The organism is Acidobacteriota bacterium (assembly GCA_016715115.1).
Lineage (GTDB): Bacteria > Acidobacteriota > Blastocatellia > Pyrinomonadales > Pyrinomonadaceae > JAFDVJ01.
On record JADKBM010000011.1, the window covers coordinates 311,759 to 329,285 of the forward strand.

The following is a 17,527-nucleotide window of genomic DNA, read 5'->3' on the forward strand; positions in this document are numbered from 1 at the left end:
AAAGTCGAGAGTTCAAGATGTTTCAAGTCCGTGGTCCACTATGAACTGTGCACTTAGCACTATGCACCGAGTCCCGCTCACTGCTCACCGCTGCGCGCGTTTCTTCTTTCGCTGTTCTTCGAGCCAGATCTGATACGCCGCTTTGCCGCGCTCGAATTCTGCGGCCGAGGCATAAAAATGATGCGAGCCATCGTTTTTCTCGACGTTGAGGACATAAAAAATATAGTCCGTCTGCTTCGGGTTGAGCGCCGCTTCGAGCGCCGATTCGCTGACGCTCGAGATCGGACCGGGCGGGATTCCAGAAAACTTCCGCGTATTGTACGGCGAGTTCGACTCAAGATCGCTCTTGTGGATCGTGCCGTCCCAGCGATTTTCCATTTTCGCAATGTAAACCGCCGTTTGATCGATTCCGAGCGCCATTCCTTTGCCCAGGCGATTGTAGATCACGGAGGCGACGATCTGGCGCTCGGCGTCGAATTTCGACTCGGTCTCGATCAGCGATGCGATCGTAACGACCTCATGCGGCGTACGTCCGAGAGCCTTCGCTCGGTCGTTCCATTCCGGTTTCCAGGTCTTGCGGAACTGATCGACCATCTTCTTGATGACGTCTTTCGGCTCCGTCCCGATCGGAAAGCTGTAGGTGCTCGGATACATATAGCCTTCGAGATTCTTCGCGGTCGGATCGATGTCCTTGATCAGCGAGACGTCGTCCATCAAGAGGAGCACCGATTTTTCGTCCATTGGCGGGTCGACCGGGAACTTTTCCGCGACGCGTTTGGCAATATCAAAACGCGTCCAGCCCTCGGGAATCGTCAGCTTGATCGTTCGCTCCTCGCCCTTTTCAAGTTCCTTGAGCACCTGCAGCGGGGTGATCGGCGAGGTGAACTGATAATCTCCGGCCTTGAGCTTCGAAGCGTCGCCGAAGGCTCGCAAATAGATCTTCGTCGCCGTCGGACTTGCGATGACGCCCTCGGCGGCGAGTTTGTTGACGATCTCGTTCGGCGTCGAGCCCTTCGGGATATTGATGAACTCGTTCGATCTCGAATGCTGCACCGGCTGATTGAGCGAACTGTAAAGCCACCAAGAAATTCCGCCGACGGCGATGACTGCAACGATCAATATGGACAGAAGAACTTTGATGAGACTCATTTCGGAGAAGATTTTAGCAGAAACGCTTTCCTAATCGTTAATCGCAAATTGTTAATGGTAAATTTGAAACGTTCGTATGAAACGCATATTTCTGGCGATCGATATCTCTGACGACGCGCGCTCGGCAGCGGCCGTCTACGCGCGCGAACTGCGTTCGGAGTTTCCGGGCTTGCGGGTCGGTTGGGAACGGCCGGAAAAGCTGCATTTGACGCTGAAATTCCTCGGCGACACCGCCAAGCGGCAATTGGATTCGGTCTGTGACGCCGCGCAAAAGATCGCTGCGGAATTCCCGCCGTTCAAACTGTCGATCTGCGGAACCGGCGCGTTTCCCGATGCGAGAAATCCAAGAATTCTCTGGCTCGAGTAAACGGTGACGTTTCAACGCTCGCCCGACTGCACGGGCGATTCGAAACGGAGTGCGAAAAACTAGGGTTTCGAAGGGAAACGCGGCGTTTCACGTCGCACCTGACGATCGGTCGGGTACGTGATCCTCGAACGGCGTCCGCGTTGGCGTCGCGGCATATTGAAAAAAAGTTCGAATCGGACGAGTTCGGTGTTTCCGGTGTAACGGTTTACGAGAGTCTCGTCGATTCGAACGGTTCAACTTACAAGATCGTCGAGCGATTCGGTTTCAGAACCGCCTGACAGTTTCTATTTCAGGGCTTTTTCAACAGCCGCGACGAGGGCCGGGTCGTCCGGTTTGGTCGACGGGCTGAAGCGGGCAATGACGCGCCCGTTGCCGTCGACCAGGAATTTCTCGAAGTTCCAAGTGATGTCGCCACCGAAGTCCTTCTGACCGGTCAAATACCGGTAAAGCGCGTGCTGGTCGTCGCCCTTGACCGAGATCTTGGAGAACATCGGAAACGTCACCTTATACTTCAGAGTGCAGAATTCCTTGATCTCCTGTTCCGTTCCGGGTTCCTGGCCCATAAAATTGTTGGCAGGAAAACCGAGAACGAAAAAGCCCTTGTCCTTGTATTTGTCGTAAAGGTTTTGCAGCCCTTCGTACTGAGGCGTCAATCCGCATTTGCTCGCGGTGTTGACGATCAACACGACCTTGTCTTTGTACTCATCCAGCTTGACCTCACGGCCGTCGATATTCTTCATCGTGAAGTCGTGGACCGACGTTTCGACCGGAGGAACGGTCGGAACCGTCCTCAAGCCGAAGGCAAAAACCGCGCATATGCCGCCGATCAATACGACGGCCAACCCTAAGAACCCTTTGTTCGACATATTCAATACTCCTACCGGTTCAATTCGCGCGGCGACTTCGGCGGACTCGGAAGCTGTTCCTTCTTCTCGCCGGTTTCGGCGAAAACTTCCTTGAAGGCGCCGATGCTCGAGAGCATACTCGAAGTTTCGACCGGCATAAAGATGACCTTCGAATTCTGCGACCGCGACATATCGCGCAGCGATTCAATGTAACGCGCGGTGATCAGGTATTGCGCCGTTTCCGCGGCGCTTCCGATCGTTTGCGCTATCTGCGCGATGGATTGTGCTTCCGCCGTCGCGTTTCGAAGCCGCGCCTGCGCCGCGCCCTCGGCTTCGAGGATCGCCGATTCCTTCAAACCTTCCGAGCGCGTGATCGCCGCCTGCTTTTCGCCTTCGGCACGCGTGATCGCCGCCTGCCTGTCGCCCTCGGCCGTCAGAATGAGCGCGCGACGGTTGCGTTCGGCGGTCATCTGTTTTTCCATCGTGATCCTCACGTCTTCCGGCGGGTTGATGTTCTTGACATCGAGCGCGTGACTTTGACGCCCCATTTGTCGGTCGCTTCGTCGAGGATCAAACGAAGTTTGTTGTTGATCTGATCGCGCGACGAGAGCGTGTGGTCGAGGTCCATCTCGCCCATCACGGAACGCATTCCGGTGATCGTCAGCTGGACGAGACCTCCGATAAGGTCGGTGACCTCGTAGACGCCCTTGATCGGATCCGTGATCTGCCAGTAGACGACCGAGTCGACGTTGATCGTCACGTTGTCGCGCGTGATGACCGGTTGCGGAGGAAGGTCGATGTACTGTTCGCGAAGATCGATCGACGTCAATCCGGGCCGAACGTTGGTCCAGTAAACCGCGCGCGGCGACTCAAAAAACGGAACGATGATGTTCAGTCCGCTGGTCGCAAGCCGATGAAACTTGCCGAGGCGCTCAATGAGCAAAACGCTCGATTGCGGAACGATCTTGATCGTCTTCGCCGCGACGACGAGCAGTGCGAGTCCGATGAATGCCAGGAAAATAAACCCAAGGCCGATACCGATTTCCATAATTTCCTCCCTTTTCTAAAGTTATGTATTAAATATATCGCAGATTCGAAACGAATTGCATTTGTTTTCGGCGAAATCTCGATCGGCCGCGGCAGCCCAAAAGAATGGAAGTCATCGCCCGAAGAACGAATCCCTTCCCCGATGCCGCAGATCTTCCGCAACGAGTCAAAACATCAGACGTTTACCGACGTTCTGTCACCGGACTTCTTTTTTGAATTCAACGCTCTTCATCGAAAACCCTTTTTCGGCGTATAATCTTCGGAACTTATGAGCGTGAAACTTACCGACATCCAGGAAGCCCGAAAGATACTGAATGGCATTATCATCCCGACACCGATCCTCTCGGATGAAAAGCTTTCGATCGAGATCGGCGCGAAAGCGTTTCTCAAGGCCGAATGCCTGCAGCGCAGCGGTTCGTTCAAGATGCGCGGCGCGTACAACAAGATCTCGCGCCTTTCGGCGGAAGAAAAGGAGCGCGGCGTGATCGCCGCTTCGGCGGGGAACCACGCGCAGGGCGTGGCGATGGCGGCGCGCCTGCAGGGAATCAAGGCGACGATCGTGTTGCCGGAAGCGGCACCGCTCACAAAGGTCACGGCGACCAAAGCGCAGGGCGCGGAAGTGATCCTGAAGGGCGGAAGTTTTGACGAGGCGGTCGCCTACTCAAAGGAACTACAAAAGGAACAAGGCTCGACATATGTGCACGCGTTCGAGGACTACAGCATCATCGCCGGACAGGGAACTATTGGCTGGGAGATCGTCGAGGACCTTCCGCAAGCGACGCTCGTCGTTGTCCCGATCGGCGGTGGCGGGATCATTTCCGGAATCGCGATCGCGGTCAAGAATCTGTTGCCGAACGTGCGCGTCGTCGGCGTGCAGGCCGCGCACTGCGGCTCGGTCAATCAATCGCTCAAGGCGGGAAAACCCATTGAATTCAAGGCCTTGCCGACGATCGCCGACGGCATCGCGGTCAAGCGTCCGGGCGAGCTGACGTTGCCGATCATCAAGGAGTATGTCGACGAGGTCGTTGAAGTTTCGGAAGAAGAGATCGCGCGCGCGATCCATCATTCGGTGACGAACAACCGGCTGGTCGTCGAGGGGGCCGGTGCTGCCGGAGTAGCGGCATTGCTCGCCGGAAAGATCAAGGTCAAGCCGGACGACGTTGTCTGCACCGTGTTGTGCGGCGGCAACATTGACGCGAACTTGCTGACGCGCGTTCTCGAGCAGGTTCTGGTGCGCCAGGGCCGTTACATAATGCTCAAAGTGCTCGTCGCGGACCGACCGGGAATGCTCGCGACGCTGACGAAATGCATCGCCGAAACGCGCGCCAACGTGATCGAGGTCTATCACCGACGCGCGATGTGGCTCGCGCCGCTCGGCTATGTCGGGATCGAAGCGCTCCTCGAGGTCCGCGACGACGGCCACGGAAACGACGTCGTCAGGCATCTGCAAAAGGTCGGCTATCACGTCGAACGCGAAGGCGTCGATACGTGGGAAGAATGATCCGATTTCGGATTGGGGATTTGGGATTTGGGATTTCGTCAGAGTTACGCCTTCAGGCGTGAACACGTACCCGTCAGAGTTACGCCTTCAGGCGTGAACGCGTATTCGCACACGCCACCGAAGCGCGCGAAGCACGCGCCGTATCGATAGCACCAGGCGCCGGCGAAGCCAAGCCTGGTGTTTCAACGTAAACCGATTCCAGAGCGTGTGAAATACGCGATGTGACGATCCGTGACGATTAAAACGCATGTTGAAATGAATTCGGATTGTGACACCCCGATTCGCGCCGCGTCACTTTTTTCAGCTCTGCGCCGCTGCGCGGACAGTTCGATTCACTGCCTCGAAACCTTCTGAAGAATCTGGTTCAGCAAGTCTTTGATTTCCGTATTTTCCTTTTGCAACTGCCGGATCTTGTCACGAAGGCTACTCAAATCGGTCTCGAGCGCGCCGCCCTGCGATGCCGTCACCGACCGCACGTCACGGCCAAAATCGGCCAGCGCAGGACGCTCGACGTACGTCACGCGGTGAAGCACGCGCCAGGCCTTGTTGGCGAACTTCTGCGCCTGGCGCAACGCACGCGCTTCTTCATCGTTGCTCGCCAGCCATTCCGGGTCGACGACATATTCGAAGAAATCATCGAAATTCTTCGTGCTCCCTTCAAGGTAATAACTCATAAATCGGAAACGATCGACCTTTTCGCCGGGCTGAATCGGTGAATCATTGTAGTTCGTGACTCCGCGCGATTCGATCTCGCTCATGTCGATGTTCAGTTCCACGCCGCGACTGATTTTCTGAGTCTTGCTCATTGTCAGCGCAAGCGAGACGGTGCCCTGGAGCGAAAGATCGACGGCGGCCGATATTACATTGAGCGAACTCTGATGGCCGAGTGCCGCGTTCATGCTGAAAGACCCGCCGATCGTATGCTCGGCCGTACTCGCAAAAGTTTGTGCCTCCGATCGCAACCCGCCGTCGGCGTCCCAGACGTAATTGTTGACGATGTTCCGCTTTCCCGCGCGGATCTGAATATTCTCCATTTTTCGCTGCCAACTCGAAAACGCGGCCGAAGCGTGCGCCTGCACCTGAATATCCTTGATCTTGTCCTTGATCTCGTTCTGCTTTTCGACCGCCTTTGTTTTTTGCGATCCGAGGTCCGCTTTGGCCTTGTCCTGCGTTTCATTCAATGGCTGTGCGGAGGCGGCCACCGTCGCACCGTCGGCCGCCTCCACTTTCTTGTCACCATCGCGATCAAGTTCGGCGGTAACCGGCGCCGGCCCTTTCTCGATCTCACGATTTAGGGACGGCGCGTCGAGCAGGCCCGAATTGAACTGGGCGAAATATGATTCGCGCTGTTTGTCCTGCTTTTCGATCTGACTCTTCAGATCATATGCTTCCTGCAATCTGAAATAGCTTGCGGGATAAAGCGAGCCGACCTGCGCCCGCATTTCGGGGACGTGCCGGAAAAATCGCTGACTGGTGGCGACGCTTCCCGTCATGCCGTCGAGACTGCCGCTCATCGTGTATGCCGGATTGATCATGAAGGTCACGGTGTTGACGTCGATAGGAATTCCCTCGATCGGTAAGACGAGGTAACTGATCATCTTCTTGGTTCGCGCGAGACGCGATACGAAAACGTCGGCGGGAGACGAAACGACGAGCGCATAACCGACGTTTTTCGGAATAAAGCGCTTGCCGAGTTGCGGAAATTTCGCTTCAGTCTCGCGGGTGCCGCAAAGTTCAAGCCGATCCGCCATCTTTCTTCCGGACCCGGCAGTTATGGTGCTCTCATTCTGAAACTGGTAGCCGGTTTCTAAGTTTCCGGCGTATCCGCCCCGTATTTCCAACAGTTTTTCCGCCGTTCCGACTCCAAGCGCGGTAGTGACGGCTTCAACCTCGGTGTCGACGCCCAGAAACGCATCAAGCTTGACACCGAATCCAAGGTCGTCGGAGCGCTGCCAGGTGTATTCCATGTCCTCAGACAGCGACAATTCGACCGACGCCGCGCCATTGTAATTCTCTTCGATCGTCAGATTCTCGCTCGGCACCGGCGGCGGGCCTTCGATATAGCCCAGCAAAGTCGGTTCGAATTGTCCGTTCCCGATCCAGACCAACTCCAGCGATTCGACACGTTTTCCGGAAATCAGATCGATACGGCCCGGAGACGTCGAGAGAAAACCGCGCCGCATGACCGATGTCTTTTTGAGTCCGAAGATCTACGCCGATTGTCGCGTATTCCGCACATGCGAGCGTGTTACCGCTTATCGGAAGCGTGTTGCTGATCATCAGGAACGATTCGCCGGCCAACGTTCCGTCGTCCCACGTTTCAACTTTGTCCTTAACCGTTATCGGATCCCCGGACGCGGATGACTTCTTGAGCGAATGCTGGTCAAGCGGCCAATAACTAACCAGTCCGTCGACATCATCCGACAAGCGCCGCGACATACCGTTGCGAATCTCATCCACGGTTCTGATAATGTTCCAAATGCGAATCTCGGCGATCAAAACACTGCACGTCTCGCCTGATTCCGCGAATCCCTTCCCAATGAAGTTCGAATCAAAATCGACGTCGGGCGGTGCGTGGACTATTCCGGATTTCACCATGATTCCGTTGACGAATAGTTCTGCGTTCCCTGACGGGTCGAGGGTCACGGCAAGATGCTGCCATTCGCCGCATTTCAGCGCGTTGTCGGCCGAAATCTGCTTTTGCGATTCGGCGTTGGCGACCTCAATCGTCAAATTGTCGGTATTCCCGTCAACGATCAGGGCGATGCGATCGGACGTGGTTGAATTCTCAAAAGTAACGACTCGAATCCGGCTATGCTGATCGTCGTAGCGAACCCACGCTTCATAAGTGATCTGATTCTGATTGAAAGCACCGGCTCCAAAGTGTGGAAGGTTGATGCTGTCGGAAGCCATGTCAAACCGAACTACCTGGTGCCCGAAATGCCCGATCGGAGCCGTGCAAGCCACCCAAGCGGGGATTCCGACGACGGTTCCGTCATGACGGTTTCCGCTTTTATCCGTTACTGATTGGCCCAAGCCATCGGTCATCGGAAGATAGGCGACGAGACCCGCTTCGTTGCCGGTAAGCGTCGTCACGCTGTTCGCGAGAATCTCTTCGGAGCTCAGCGCGTTTTCCCAGATTCGCACTTCGGCCACCTTTCCGAACGATTGTCCGGGCCCGTCGAGATTGCTGCCAATGCCGTAAATCTCTTCGCTTGATTTGGCAACTGCCGTGCCGACGTTTTGCCCGTCGATGTAAAATGTAGTCCCGTCCTCGTTGGCAACCGCCGCCAAATGATGCCAACCGATTGAAAGCTCCTTCATATCGAAGGCGCTGTCGAAGAATCTGCCGTCGACCTTCAAGCCGAGCCTTTCTTCATCGCCGGATTTCACTACGATCACCGGATCGTCTTTACTCTTGGCCGAAAACAGCCTCCACTGGCCGCCGTTGTCGGGCAAAGGATAGAAAAACCAGGCTTCGGCCGTCCATTCGTCTCCGAGCTCAACCGATTCATCGAGAGTCAAAGACTGTCCACCCGAAAAATCGAGGCACGAGCGGACGATCGGATCCACGATCCACTGCTCGGAAAAGGCGTTGGCCGAATCCACGGTTGCGTCAAAATTGGTCTGGCGCATCCGGCCGTTTTCATCGAAATATGCCAGCTGTACGTTGCCTTCGCAGGTTTCGAGAGCATGCAGTCTGCCTGTCGGCTTCACGAAATCAAGCACCGCGGCCTGTGTTCCGAGTCCCTTGAATCTTTTGATAGTCGGCATCGACTGCGCCTGCGTCCCCGGAAATTCCGAGAGCGCCGGGATCTGTATCTTTCCGAGATCATCGTTGACCTGTTCCAGTCGCCGCGACGGATTGCCCGGGTCATCCAGCGCTACCTTTAATTGCTCAATCGCCTCCCGTGCGTCCTGCTTCGCCCTCTCACGAACCTCCAACGCGACCTGACGCAGGTTGATGTCACGCTCTACTTCCTCGGCATCGGATGAGCCATTTCTGACATGCACCGCTAGAGACAACGCTTCATCGTGCCAGCTTGTATCTCGTCGGGACAGACGATACGGACGAAGCCGCGGGGTATCGGAAGTCAACGGAAGACTCTCACCATCGAAGTCCATGTTTTCATAAAGAGTCAAACAGAGACCGTCGGGAACCTTCACGGAACAGATTTCTTTTCCCCAATCTCTGCCGCGAACCTCATTGTAGTAGGCGCCGAGATCACGATACGATCCAACGTCGAGCACCAATGATTCGGCGGTGTAATTTTCCCTCCAGAACACGGTGACTTTTTTCTTGATGTCCTCGAGGTTCTGACGTGCCCATCCCAGGCGTTCGGACCAGCGGTCGATTTCAAGTTGGAGAACTTCGAGGAACTTTGTCTTTTCGTCAATCTTGCGTTGCAAAGCGGCAGGGCTGCTGTCGGCGGCGGCGGCCGCCAATGACCGGCGTTGAATCTCGAGACGCGCCTGCCGCAATTCATATCGGGCGATCAGCCGACACGTATCGCGATTTTCGTTGGACGGATCGGTCAATGTCTCAAGATTCGCGGAATCGGAATAAGTGACCATTGTGACAGTATCCGAAATCATCACGATCGCGTGCTTTCTGATCTCGATCTCAGACCATTTGCCAGTCACTTTTGCGATTCCGAACTGGCGGACGAATCTGATCCCGTCCGGAACCCGGAAGCGGGCGCTTGCCTTGTACCAATTCCCGCCGATGTTCTCGATCGCCGTCGAATCGAGCGACTTGATTTCGCTCCATTCAAGCGAAGCGCGTGTCTGTTTGCCGCGCCAGATGATTTCAAACGGGTTCACCGGCGGTTCGACCGGATCGCCCCTCGTGCCCCACACGCGAAACTCGAATTCCTCGGTATAGACGGCGCCCGAGGTGACGGCGATCAGGTTGTCGTTATCAAAGCGCGTCGCCGGTTGTGATTTCGGGGTGGCGCCGGAACCGAACGGTACCGAAACGTCGCGGCCGATGCGGCTGCCGCTGATGTATGCACCTCCGAAAACAACGCCGTCGTTCCCGAATCCCGAGAAGTCCGGAGTTTGCGCATCCGCGATTCCGTTCAGACGCCAAAAACCGCGAAGATCCTTCTCCTGACCGGTCAGCGGACGGTACATGTTGTTCCGGATCTCATCGCCGCTCAGTGCCCGACTCCAGATCCGAACGTCGGCGATTTGTCCTTCGAAAAATTCGTCCCCTTCCCAATTGCTTTTTCCGATGTAATTTTGGGTTCGGCTGACCGGCTCGGGAGTTCCTTCCAGCATGCCCGATGCCAATTCGACTCCGTCCGTGTAGAGCGTCGCCTTTCCCGACGGCTCGACCGTTGCCGCAACGTGAATCCAGCTATCGAGCGGCAGTGCATCGGGAGCCGAAACACTGACGTAGGCCACTGATTCCTCATTGTCGATGAAGAATCTGAGCTCGCCCGACACGTCGGTGTTCGCGAGAACGATGTTGAGATTGCCTTGTCCGTTTCCGAAGTCGAGAATACGCGACCAATTGCGCAAGCTGTAATAGCGAACCCAGGCTTCGAGCGTAACCCCTTTCGCGAAATCGAATGTCATGGCCGGGAGCTGGACATAATCGTCAACGCCGTCGAACACCAATGAGTGCCGTCGGTTGTCCCGGATCTTTCCGACGTTGATCGCGGATCCGGTCTCCCATGAAGTGCTTTCGAATGTTATCTCGCGGTTGCCGACCGATTTGACGGAATACACGCCCGAATAGTCCCTCGTACCCGTAATCCGGACCCTGTCTCCGGTCTCGAGGCCATGATTGACCGCCGTTATCCGCAAACGCCCGTCAACCGTCCGATAGCCGGTTATCATTCCCTCATAAAGCGTCTTCGGATCCTCGGGAACAAGTTCCCAATTGCCGATTGCGGCAGACGGCGGCGAGACTTCAAACGTATTCTCATCGATCGTCATCACCGTTTGAAACACCTTGTTGAAATCGGCGATCGAGGAAAGTTTAACGGAATCCGCCGGCTTTACGCCCGGGGCGTCCGCGGTCCCGATGGTAAGCAATTCTTTTTCGTCGTCGCCCTGTCTGATCGCCTGAATCGCGCCCTTCGGCAGAGGTTCGTCGACACGCGCCACGATATCGTCCAGATCGTTGAACGGCGGCAGAACCGCCTTTGGGGTAACGCGGAGTTGTTCGGTCTCGGAAGGGGTCTCCGCGATCTGCGACAAGGTTCCGTCGGTGGCGACAGAAAAGCTCACGGCGACGGTATTGCCGGCGGTCGTGACAAAGGCCGCCATGACGCGGATCGAATCGCGGATCAGCTGCGTACCGGTATCGGTCTGGGTCGCCCGCTGAACCTCGTACCTCGTCGCCGTCAACCCTCTTGAGAAGGCGGCGTCCTTGAAATCAAGCTTGTGTCTGATGATTCCGGGTACCGACCGCATCGTCGGATCCTGAACGGCCTGGTCCTGAATGTCGAACAGCCCTTCGTCGGAAGCTTGAATGCTTGTAATCTCAACGAGTTTTGTTTCGTTGTTGTAAGCAAATATGTGCCAGCGATACTTATCTTGCTGGCTGGTCGGCAAAAGCACGACCGAAAACTCGCCCGCGGTCAGGTTACAGATTACTGAAAGCTCGGTCGTCGGCTCATAAAACGGTTTGCCTTCGATATCCTTGAAATCGAGCGAGTCGATCTTCTGCAAAAGGCCGGTCTCGGAGCCGATCTCGTTTCCGGCCGACTTGAACCGCTTTTTGCTCCTTCTGTACCGCACTTCAAATTTCCGCGTCAGCCTATTGGCCATTCCATCGAGTACGAAGCGATCCGCGAGCAGCGTATTGTCTCTGGACTGTCGGAAAACGTAAAGGTGACCGAGTCCTGAAACCACCTGAATCGGAGCGATTTCGGTTCGGCTGGAACTCTGATATGAGGAGCCGATAAGAAATCTGTTCGGATCGCTCTGGGCTTTGCGATCCTTCTCTTCCTTTGCAGTGACCGAAGTGTCGTCGTCCTCATTCGGAAAGCCGAGGAGTTTCCATTCTTCCCAACCGCTGATCTGACTCGGGTTCGCGTCGAGATAGCTTTTCTCGAAACCGTCCTGTTTGACCGTGTACCAGATATTCGCCTGCCCATCGCCGCCGTCTTCAATGCCGAAAACGATCAATTTTCCCTCATGCGTTAGGGTGTTTGAGTACAAGAACGCCTTTGAATCGAAAATCATCGGAAATCTCCTTCAATATGGTTGTTAATGTCCGGTTTTGTTCCTGAGAACACCAAGAAACGCGTCAGGCCGGGTCCGGAAGCGAACGCAGACAGGTTTTGGTTCAGCGGAAACCGGAATTTTCAATTTGCCGTTAAGGTGAAACCAGACGCCTGATTTCTTGACTTGATCCTGGCGGAACGGGCTTGGTTGAGCCGTTCTTCGCAGACCTTGAGTTTATCCTCGACCCGGCCTAAAAGAAAGTCGGCGGGGTCAGGTGGACGAGCGCCGAATGCGGACGCGTCTCGTTGTATCGCCTGACATGCGCGACGAACTGTACGCGGACGTCGTCAAGATCGATCAGCGCCGTTTGCCTGAGACATTCTTCGGACAGTGATCGATGCCGTCTTTCGATCTTTCCGTTCACCTGCGGTATTGACCGACGTCCGCACGTGACCGAGCCCGCTTTCCCTCAGAAAACCGCCGAACTCGCGCGACAGGAACTGTGATCCGTTATCCGAGACGATCCTCGGCCTGGCTTCGGGAACTTACCTCTTGATTCTTGAACCGCTTGAATCTTGAATATCTTGAATCTTGAATCAGATCTCAGTTTGAATCTTGAATTTAGAAGGCCTCTTGAATCAGATCTCAGTTTGAATCTTGAATCAAAACGGACCTCTTGAATCTTGCATCCCTTTGAATCTTGAATCGACAAAGATCAATCTTTGTTGATTCGAACCTGATCTTTGTTTGATCGCGTCGTTACCTGATCTGATGAAAATCTTATCCCGATTCGGAAGATTATAAGATCGAACAACGCCGTTCTTTGTTTGATCGAGGGAAAACTTAGTTCGATTCATCCCGAATCAAGATTGCTTTCGACCCAATCAAGTTGACACGTAACCCAACCTAATCGAGTCACCATCAAACAAACTCAAGTTCAAACCGAACTTTGTTCGCAAAACTCCATACTCAAAACCCATCACTCCAAACTCAAAACCCATCACTCCAAACTCAAAACCCATCACTCCAAACTCAAAACCCATCACTCCAAACTCTGAACTCTGACTTCTAAACTGTGAACTCCTCAACCGGAACTTCGCACTCTGCACTTTGCACTATGCACTGATTTCCGCTTTGCACCATGCACTCTGCACTTGAATGCACTTTTGTCTGCACTTTTTTCTTGCATCAAAAAAAATAATCGTGCTATAACTCCGGTGTCAGTCATAACCGAACACGATCTCCCAGGTCCGCAACGCAAAGCGGCCAGGCTCAACATAACCGAATCGCCCCGTTCATCCCGGACATTGAATGACTGATCACCCGGCGACCTCGACGGCGATTCATCATAACGACTGGATGGATCCCACAAACATCAATCCAATCCGTTAGATAAAATTTTCTTATGCCGCGATATTTCACTAAATCGAAGTTTAAGCTCGCGCTTGAGTGCCCCACAAAACTTTTCTATACAGGCAAATCTGCCTACGTTAATCAGAGGGTAGAAGATACATTTCTCGCCGCTCTTGCGGACGGTGGATTCCAGGTTGGCGCGTTAGCAAGATGCTATTATCCCGAAGGAATACGCGCCAGTCCCGCGTCTCATTGGCTCGGGACAACGTGGTCTTTGTGACACTTCTCCCGATGCCCAAATGATAGAGTTTGGCATCGTTGTGGTTCAGACATACCACCGTGTCGCTCAAACTCTCGCGGTGTGTCATTTGTCCGAACGCCATGCACAGAAACTGCTTCCAACAGCTGAAGTGCCTGACGACGGGTTCCGTCGTGCCGGTCGAGTTCAATCTAACGGACAGCTCGTTTTATCGACGACAAACGCCATGACCTGACGAAAACGTAAAATTGCCTTGTTTCACTATCGATTTTGCCCTGAGTAGTAAGGAATCCACGCAAACTGTTTGGAGTTACCAATTTGCAAATCGTTTAACTCTAGAAATGGCGGTAAGTTCTTATTTACAATAATTTCAAAGAACAGTTTTACGTTGTGGCGCGGCATTGATAGTATTTTGGATTTCGGATTTGGATTACGACACGATCAGAGTCTGAACTTGTTGTTTTGACGTTATATTATGTTGGTTGGCCCGAAATTTCAGGACGATTCGATGCGTGTGGCGGCGATCCAACATGGGTCGTATCACAATGCGTTGTGGATCATTTTGAACGCGGCGCGATTTCGATTTGTGTCGGCTGAACGGATTGTCCAAACGCGGACCGAGCTTGGCCGGCGGTTCGATTTGGCGCTATTCGATCACCGGACGCTTCAGCGGTTTCATGATGCTTTGGCGGCGCGGTTCCGCTTTCGGTTTTGTATGGAATCGAGTTTGTTCGATCCAAAGCAGGACAAAAGCGATGAGTCTGAGTGGATCAACGATCTGTGGATTACATTTCTGCGCGAAGAACTTTCGCGTTTGCTCGACTCGTTTGAGGAACTTGCGGCGAACATCGGTATTGCGGCCTTTTATCCCAATCCCGAACCAAAGGGAACTGCGGCAGAGGAATATCTCCACGAACTGACGGTTGCGGAGTATCCGATGTTGAAGCTCTAGCCGAGGTTGGGCCAATTACGCAATTACATCAAGTTGCAACCGGGGTTCCGCGTTTGGAGAGTGACAACGCGGACACGGCCGGCTAATCGCGCCGTTTGGTGTGCCGGCAAGTTTGAAAAGCGAAGCGGCGAACGGCGCTTTGGGCGATATTCGCCGCGTCATGATCAGCCGATTTCGACTCGGAGACGAGCGGTACTTAGTCGCCGAGGAAGGCCTCGACGATCGGTGATCGAAAGTCACGGATATTCGTGCCGTAATTCTCGAACTTGGCGTTCAGCCTTTCGACAATGAACGGACGTCGTGTTTCGGGTGGCCAGGAATCATAATCCTTCGGAATAATGGGGTTCCTGGGTTCAACTAGTTCGCCGACCAGTTCGTAATCGTCCGGGCGCTCTTCAGTATCAAACGAATCGGTTTTGTACAGGAGATAGCACAATTGCGTCGATGAAAGCCCGATCGCGTACTCAACGGTTTCGTCAAACGTCATCCCCAATTCCGTACAAACCTCGTCCGACAAATGCCGCACCTCCCAGTTCGCCTTGATCTGCGGGTCGCCGTCGAGGGCAAAGAATGGTCGGTAGAACGCTTCGACCAACGTTCGGCGATCTACGAATGCGCAAATCAGCGGCGCCTCGTCTGGCTCCCTGTAATAATGCGAGACGCGGAACAGACTCTTGCTGCGATCATAATGCTCTAACTCGAATTCAAATTCCGTGCCCTCGTCGTCGAACCAGAAAGAGCAACGATTGACGCCAATCGCCGCCGCTTCAAGCCATCGACGCAAGTCCGGCAACGGATCGTAAAAGGACCAGAAGCGATCCTTAAACGTTTGGTCGCCGACCGTAATGCGAAAGCCGATCCAATCATATTCGGTCGGCCAGTATTCAACTTCAGGTTCTTGAATGTCACAGGATTCAGGTAATGTTCTCATTGAAATTCCTCCAAAATAAGAAAAAACGATTCCGTGATTTCAGGCACACTTATTCTGGAAGCGCACCTATCACTAATTCGTTTACATGAATCCGCGTTTCGCGAACGACTACGATTATGGGGCAAACGCGACTTTGAAGCAACAAGGCAGACGTCAGATAGCAGACGTCAGATGTCAGGCGTCAGCGGCGGTGGGGGAAGTTACTCCTTTTTTGATCCAAATCTAAGCGGTAAGAAGTCTTGAAAGTGGCCCGTTCGAAACTTGCTACGACCGGCAGCATTGACGCTTGGGTGGTTCAACAGGCCCCGAACGGTCCAGTCTGAAAAGTAATACCGCGATCCGATTCTGTCAATTGGATCGTGGAAAGTTAGAGTCTGTCGCCGGTAGCGTCGAACAAAGTGCCTCAAATTAGATCCCGATTAATTCAGTTCATTTTGGAAGCTGAAGCGTTATCCGCATTTCCGCACATCAGCGGGCAGAGCCCGGCGGTAGACGGTAGACGGGAGACGGGAGACGGGAGACGGTAGACGGGAGACGGTAGACGGGAGACGGTAGACGGTAGACGGTAGTCGGCAGTCGTGACGTCCGACCTCAGCCAACAGCTCACGGCTCACCACTTCCTGCTGACCGCTGACTGCTCATTGCTCACGACTCACAGCCGTCTACCGTCTACCGTCTACGTCTACCGTCTACGTCTACCGTCTTCCGGTCTACCGTCTACCGTCTACCGTCTACTGCCGCCTGGTCAAATCTTCCTTGTAGAGTTCCCGATACACTCGGTAGTTGCTCATTACCTTGAAAACGTAGTTCTTCGTTTCGGCGAATCCGACCTCGGAAGCGAAGATCGCGGCCTCTTTGGGCTTTGTGCGTCCCAGCCAGCGAAGCGCGTTGTCCTCACCACCGTTGTAGCTCGCGGCGATGGCTTCGTACATCCCGCCGAATTCATTCTTCAGTTCGCCGATATAGTAGCTTCCGATCGCGATGTTCGTTGCCGGATCGTAAAGATCGTCCGGTTTGAGGGCCGGATAGCCCGTCAATTTGCTGTATTTGATGGCCGTATCGAAAACGAGCTGGAGCAGTCCGCGCGCCGCAGCCGGCGACTTTGCGCCGGGACGGAAGCTGCTTTCCTGTTTCATTATCGCGAGGACGAAACGCGGATCGACATTTCGGAGCTTCGCATTTCGCAGAAGTTCCGTGCGATAGAGAACCGGAAAGTCCGTGAAATTCTTTGCCGAGACGCTGACCGTCTTCTTTACCTGGCTGCCCGGATCGAGTTTCGCCAGGCGCTCGGTCGAAAGTCCGCCGTAATATGATGAAATGCTGTCGGGAATCGTCCGGTACGCCGTTACGGCTTCGGCGCGGCGGCCGGCCTTTTCAAGTCCGTACGCGCGAAGGAAGCGCGTCTCGTCGAGTCCGACCATCGAGCCGCTGAATCGGTTGAGCAACAGCAGGTCGTCCGCGGCCTTGACGACTTCGTTCCAGTTCTGCCGGAAAAGTTCCATTCTCAGGCGCGCGTGGAGCGCGTTCGTTTCGACGGGCATCCCTGAGAATCGCACCCGCGTTTTTTCGACCCAAACGTTGGCCTCGGCGTAACGTCCCGCCTCGCGGAGCGCATCGATGATATTGAGATGGGCCGAATCGATCTTCTCACCGGTCGGGAACATTATCGTGTATTGCTCGTAAACCTTGACCGCCTCGTTCGGCTTGCTCAGGCGAACGTAACAGGCGCCCTTGAAAGCGGTTCCCTCGCGTCCTTCCTTGGTTCCGAGGTAATCGGGCGACAACTTGTCGAACCAGTTGATCGCTTCCTGATATTTTCTTTCCCACATCAGCGAACGCGCCATTCCGAAGATCGCGCGAGACATTCCCGGGTCGGTCGGGAAATTCTCCATAAACTTCTGAAAATGTTCCCGCGCCTGCGGGAAAAGCCGGTTCGCCATA

14 protein-coding genes are annotated in these 17,527 nt (G+C 54.4%); 4 read left to right on the top strand and 10 right to left on the bottom strand.

Going from position 1 to position 17,527, the window contains the following annotated elements; all coding sequences use genetic code 11:
• Nucleotides 1–84: 84 nt before the first annotated feature.
• Entirely contained in the window at nt 85–1,149 is a 1,065-nt protein-coding gene (gene mltG, locus IPN69_10125; protein ID MBK8811073.1) for an endolytic transglycosylase MltG, read from the bottom strand.
• Nucleotides 1,150–1,225: 76 nt separating this feature from the next.
• Between mltG and thpR the strand changes: the two genes are divergently transcribed.
• On the top strand, nt 1,226–1,516 hold the full coding sequence (gene thpR / locus IPN69_10130) for an RNA 2',3'-cyclic phosphodiesterase (GenBank protein MBK8811074.1): 291 nt from the start codon (nt 1,226–1,228) through the stop codon (nt 1,514–1,516).
• Complete coding sequence (locus tag IPN69_10135; GenBank protein ID MBK8811075.1) at nt 1,435–1,794, top strand: hypothetical protein; 360 nt, start codon at nt 1,435–1,437, stop codon at nt 1,792–1,794. The genes thpR and IPN69_10135 overlap by 82 nt, the downstream gene beginning before the upstream one ends.
• A gap of 6 nt (nt 1,795–1,800) precedes the next feature.
• Here IPN69_10135 and IPN69_10140 read toward each other — a convergent pair whose 3' ends face one another.
• The 3 genes from IPN69_10140 to IPN69_10150 are packed head-to-tail and all read right to left on the bottom strand — an operon-like array spanning nt 1,801 to nt 3,409.
• A complete protein-coding gene (locus tag IPN69_10140; protein MBK8811076.1) occupies nt 1,801–2,382 on the bottom strand; it encodes a glutathione peroxidase in 582 nt (193 codons plus the stop codon).
• Nucleotides 2,383–2,393: 11 nt separating this feature from the next.
• The gene (locus IPN69_10145; protein MBK8811077.1) at nt 2,394–2,909 is read right to left on the bottom strand and encodes an SPFH/Band 7/PHB domain protein; all 516 of its coding nucleotides are present in this window, start codon (nt 2,907–2,909) and stop codon (nt 2,394–2,396) included.
• Nucleotides 2,852–3,409, bottom strand: coding sequence for a hypothetical protein (locus IPN69_10150; GenBank protein ID MBK8811078.1), 558 nt, complete (start codon nt 3,407–3,409; stop codon nt 2,852–2,854). The genes IPN69_10145 and IPN69_10150 overlap by 58 nt, the downstream gene beginning before the upstream one ends.
• A gap of 267 nt (nt 3,410–3,676) precedes the next feature.
• Here IPN69_10150 and IPN69_10155 point away from each other — a divergent pair, with 267 nt between their 5' ends.
• A complete protein-coding gene (locus tag IPN69_10155) occupies nt 3,677–4,909 on the top strand; it encodes a threonine ammonia-lyase (protein MBK8811079.1) in 1,233 nt (410 codons plus the stop codon).
• Between the two features lie 332 nt (nt 4,910–5,241).
• On the opposite strand, the gene IPN69_10160 is transcribed toward IPN69_10155, so the two are convergent.
• From IPN69_10160 to IPN69_10175, 4 genes are all read right to left on the bottom strand, one after another.
• A complete protein-coding gene (locus IPN69_10160; GenBank protein ID MBK8811080.1) occupies nt 5,242–6,981 on the bottom strand; it encodes a hypothetical protein in 1,740 nt (579 codons plus the stop codon).
• Nucleotides 6,881–12,109 (bottom strand): LamG domain-containing protein, encoded by a 5,229-nt coding sequence (locus IPN69_10165; protein MBK8811081.1) that lies wholly within the window; start codon nt 12,107–12,109, stop codon nt 6,881–6,883. The genes IPN69_10160 and IPN69_10165 overlap by 101 nt, the downstream gene beginning before the upstream one ends.
• 232 nt (nt 12,110–12,341) lie before the next feature.
• A complete protein-coding gene (locus tag IPN69_10170) occupies nt 12,342–12,515 on the bottom strand; it encodes a transposase (GenBank protein ID MBK8811082.1) in 174 nt (57 codons plus the stop codon).
• 1,066 nt (nt 12,516–13,581) lie between these two features.
• Nucleotides 13,582–13,893 (bottom strand): DUF4372 domain-containing protein, encoded by a 312-nt coding sequence (locus IPN69_10175; GenBank protein ID MBK8811083.1) that lies wholly within the window; start codon nt 13,891–13,893, stop codon nt 13,582–13,584.
• Between the two features lie 537 nt (nt 13,894–14,430).
• On the opposite strand from IPN69_10175, the gene IPN69_10180 reads away from it, so the two are divergent.
• Nucleotides 14,431–14,655, top strand: a complete 225-nt coding sequence (locus tag IPN69_10180; protein ID MBK8811084.1) for a hypothetical protein — start codon at nt 14,431–14,433, stop codon at nt 14,653–14,655.
• 196 nt (nt 14,656–14,851) lie between these two features.
• Here the strand turns inward: IPN69_10180 and IPN69_10185 are convergent, their stop codons facing one another.
• Together IPN69_10185 and IPN69_10190 are read right to left on the bottom strand one after the other, a co-directional pair.
• The gene (locus IPN69_10185) at nt 14,852–15,586 is read right to left on the bottom strand and encodes a hypothetical protein (GenBank protein ID MBK8811085.1); all 735 of its coding nucleotides are present in this window, start codon (nt 15,584–15,586) and stop codon (nt 14,852–14,854) included.
• Between the two features lie 731 nt (nt 15,587–16,317).
• Nucleotides 16,318–17,526 (bottom strand): transglycosylase SLT domain-containing protein, encoded by a 1,209-nt coding sequence (locus IPN69_10190; protein MBK8811086.1) that lies wholly within the window; start codon nt 17,524–17,526, stop codon nt 16,318–16,320.
• Between the last annotated feature and the right edge of the window lies 1 nt (nt 17,527).

Excerpts from the sequence above, each read along its gene's own strand:
- thpR (MBK8811074.1), top strand. The coding sequence starts at position 1,226 with ATGAAACGCATATTTCTGGCGATCGATATCTCTGACGACGCGCGCTCG.
- IPN69_10185 (MBK8811085.1), bottom strand. The coding sequence starts at position 15,586 with ATGAGAACATTACCTGAATCCTGTGACATTCAAGAACCTGAAGTTGAA.
- IPN69_10190 (MBK8811086.1), bottom strand. The coding sequence starts at position 17,526 with ATGGCGAACCGGCTTTTCCCGCAGGCGCGGGAACATTTTCAGAAGTTT.
- mltG (MBK8811073.1), bottom strand. The coding sequence starts at position 1,149 with ATGAGTCTCATCAAAGTTCTTCTGTCCATATTGATCGTTGCAGTCATC.
- IPN69_10165 (MBK8811081.1), bottom strand. The coding sequence starts at position 12,109 with ATGATTTTCGATTCAAAGGCGTTCTTGTACTCAAACACCCTAACGCAT.
- IPN69_10150 (MBK8811078.1), bottom strand. The coding sequence starts at position 3,409 with ATGGAAATCGGTATCGGCCTTGGGTTTATTTTCCTGGCATTCATCGGA.
- IPN69_10140 (MBK8811076.1), bottom strand. The coding sequence starts at position 2,382 with ATGTCGAACAAAGGGTTCTTAGGGTTGGCCGTCGTATTGATCGGCGGC.
- IPN69_10145 (MBK8811077.1), bottom strand. The coding sequence starts at position 2,909 with ATGGGGCGTCAAAGTCACGCGCTCGATGTCAAGAACATCAACCCGCCG.
- IPN69_10155 (MBK8811079.1), top strand. The coding sequence starts at position 3,677 with ATGAGCGTGAAACTTACCGACATCCAGGAAGCCCGAAAGATACTGAAT.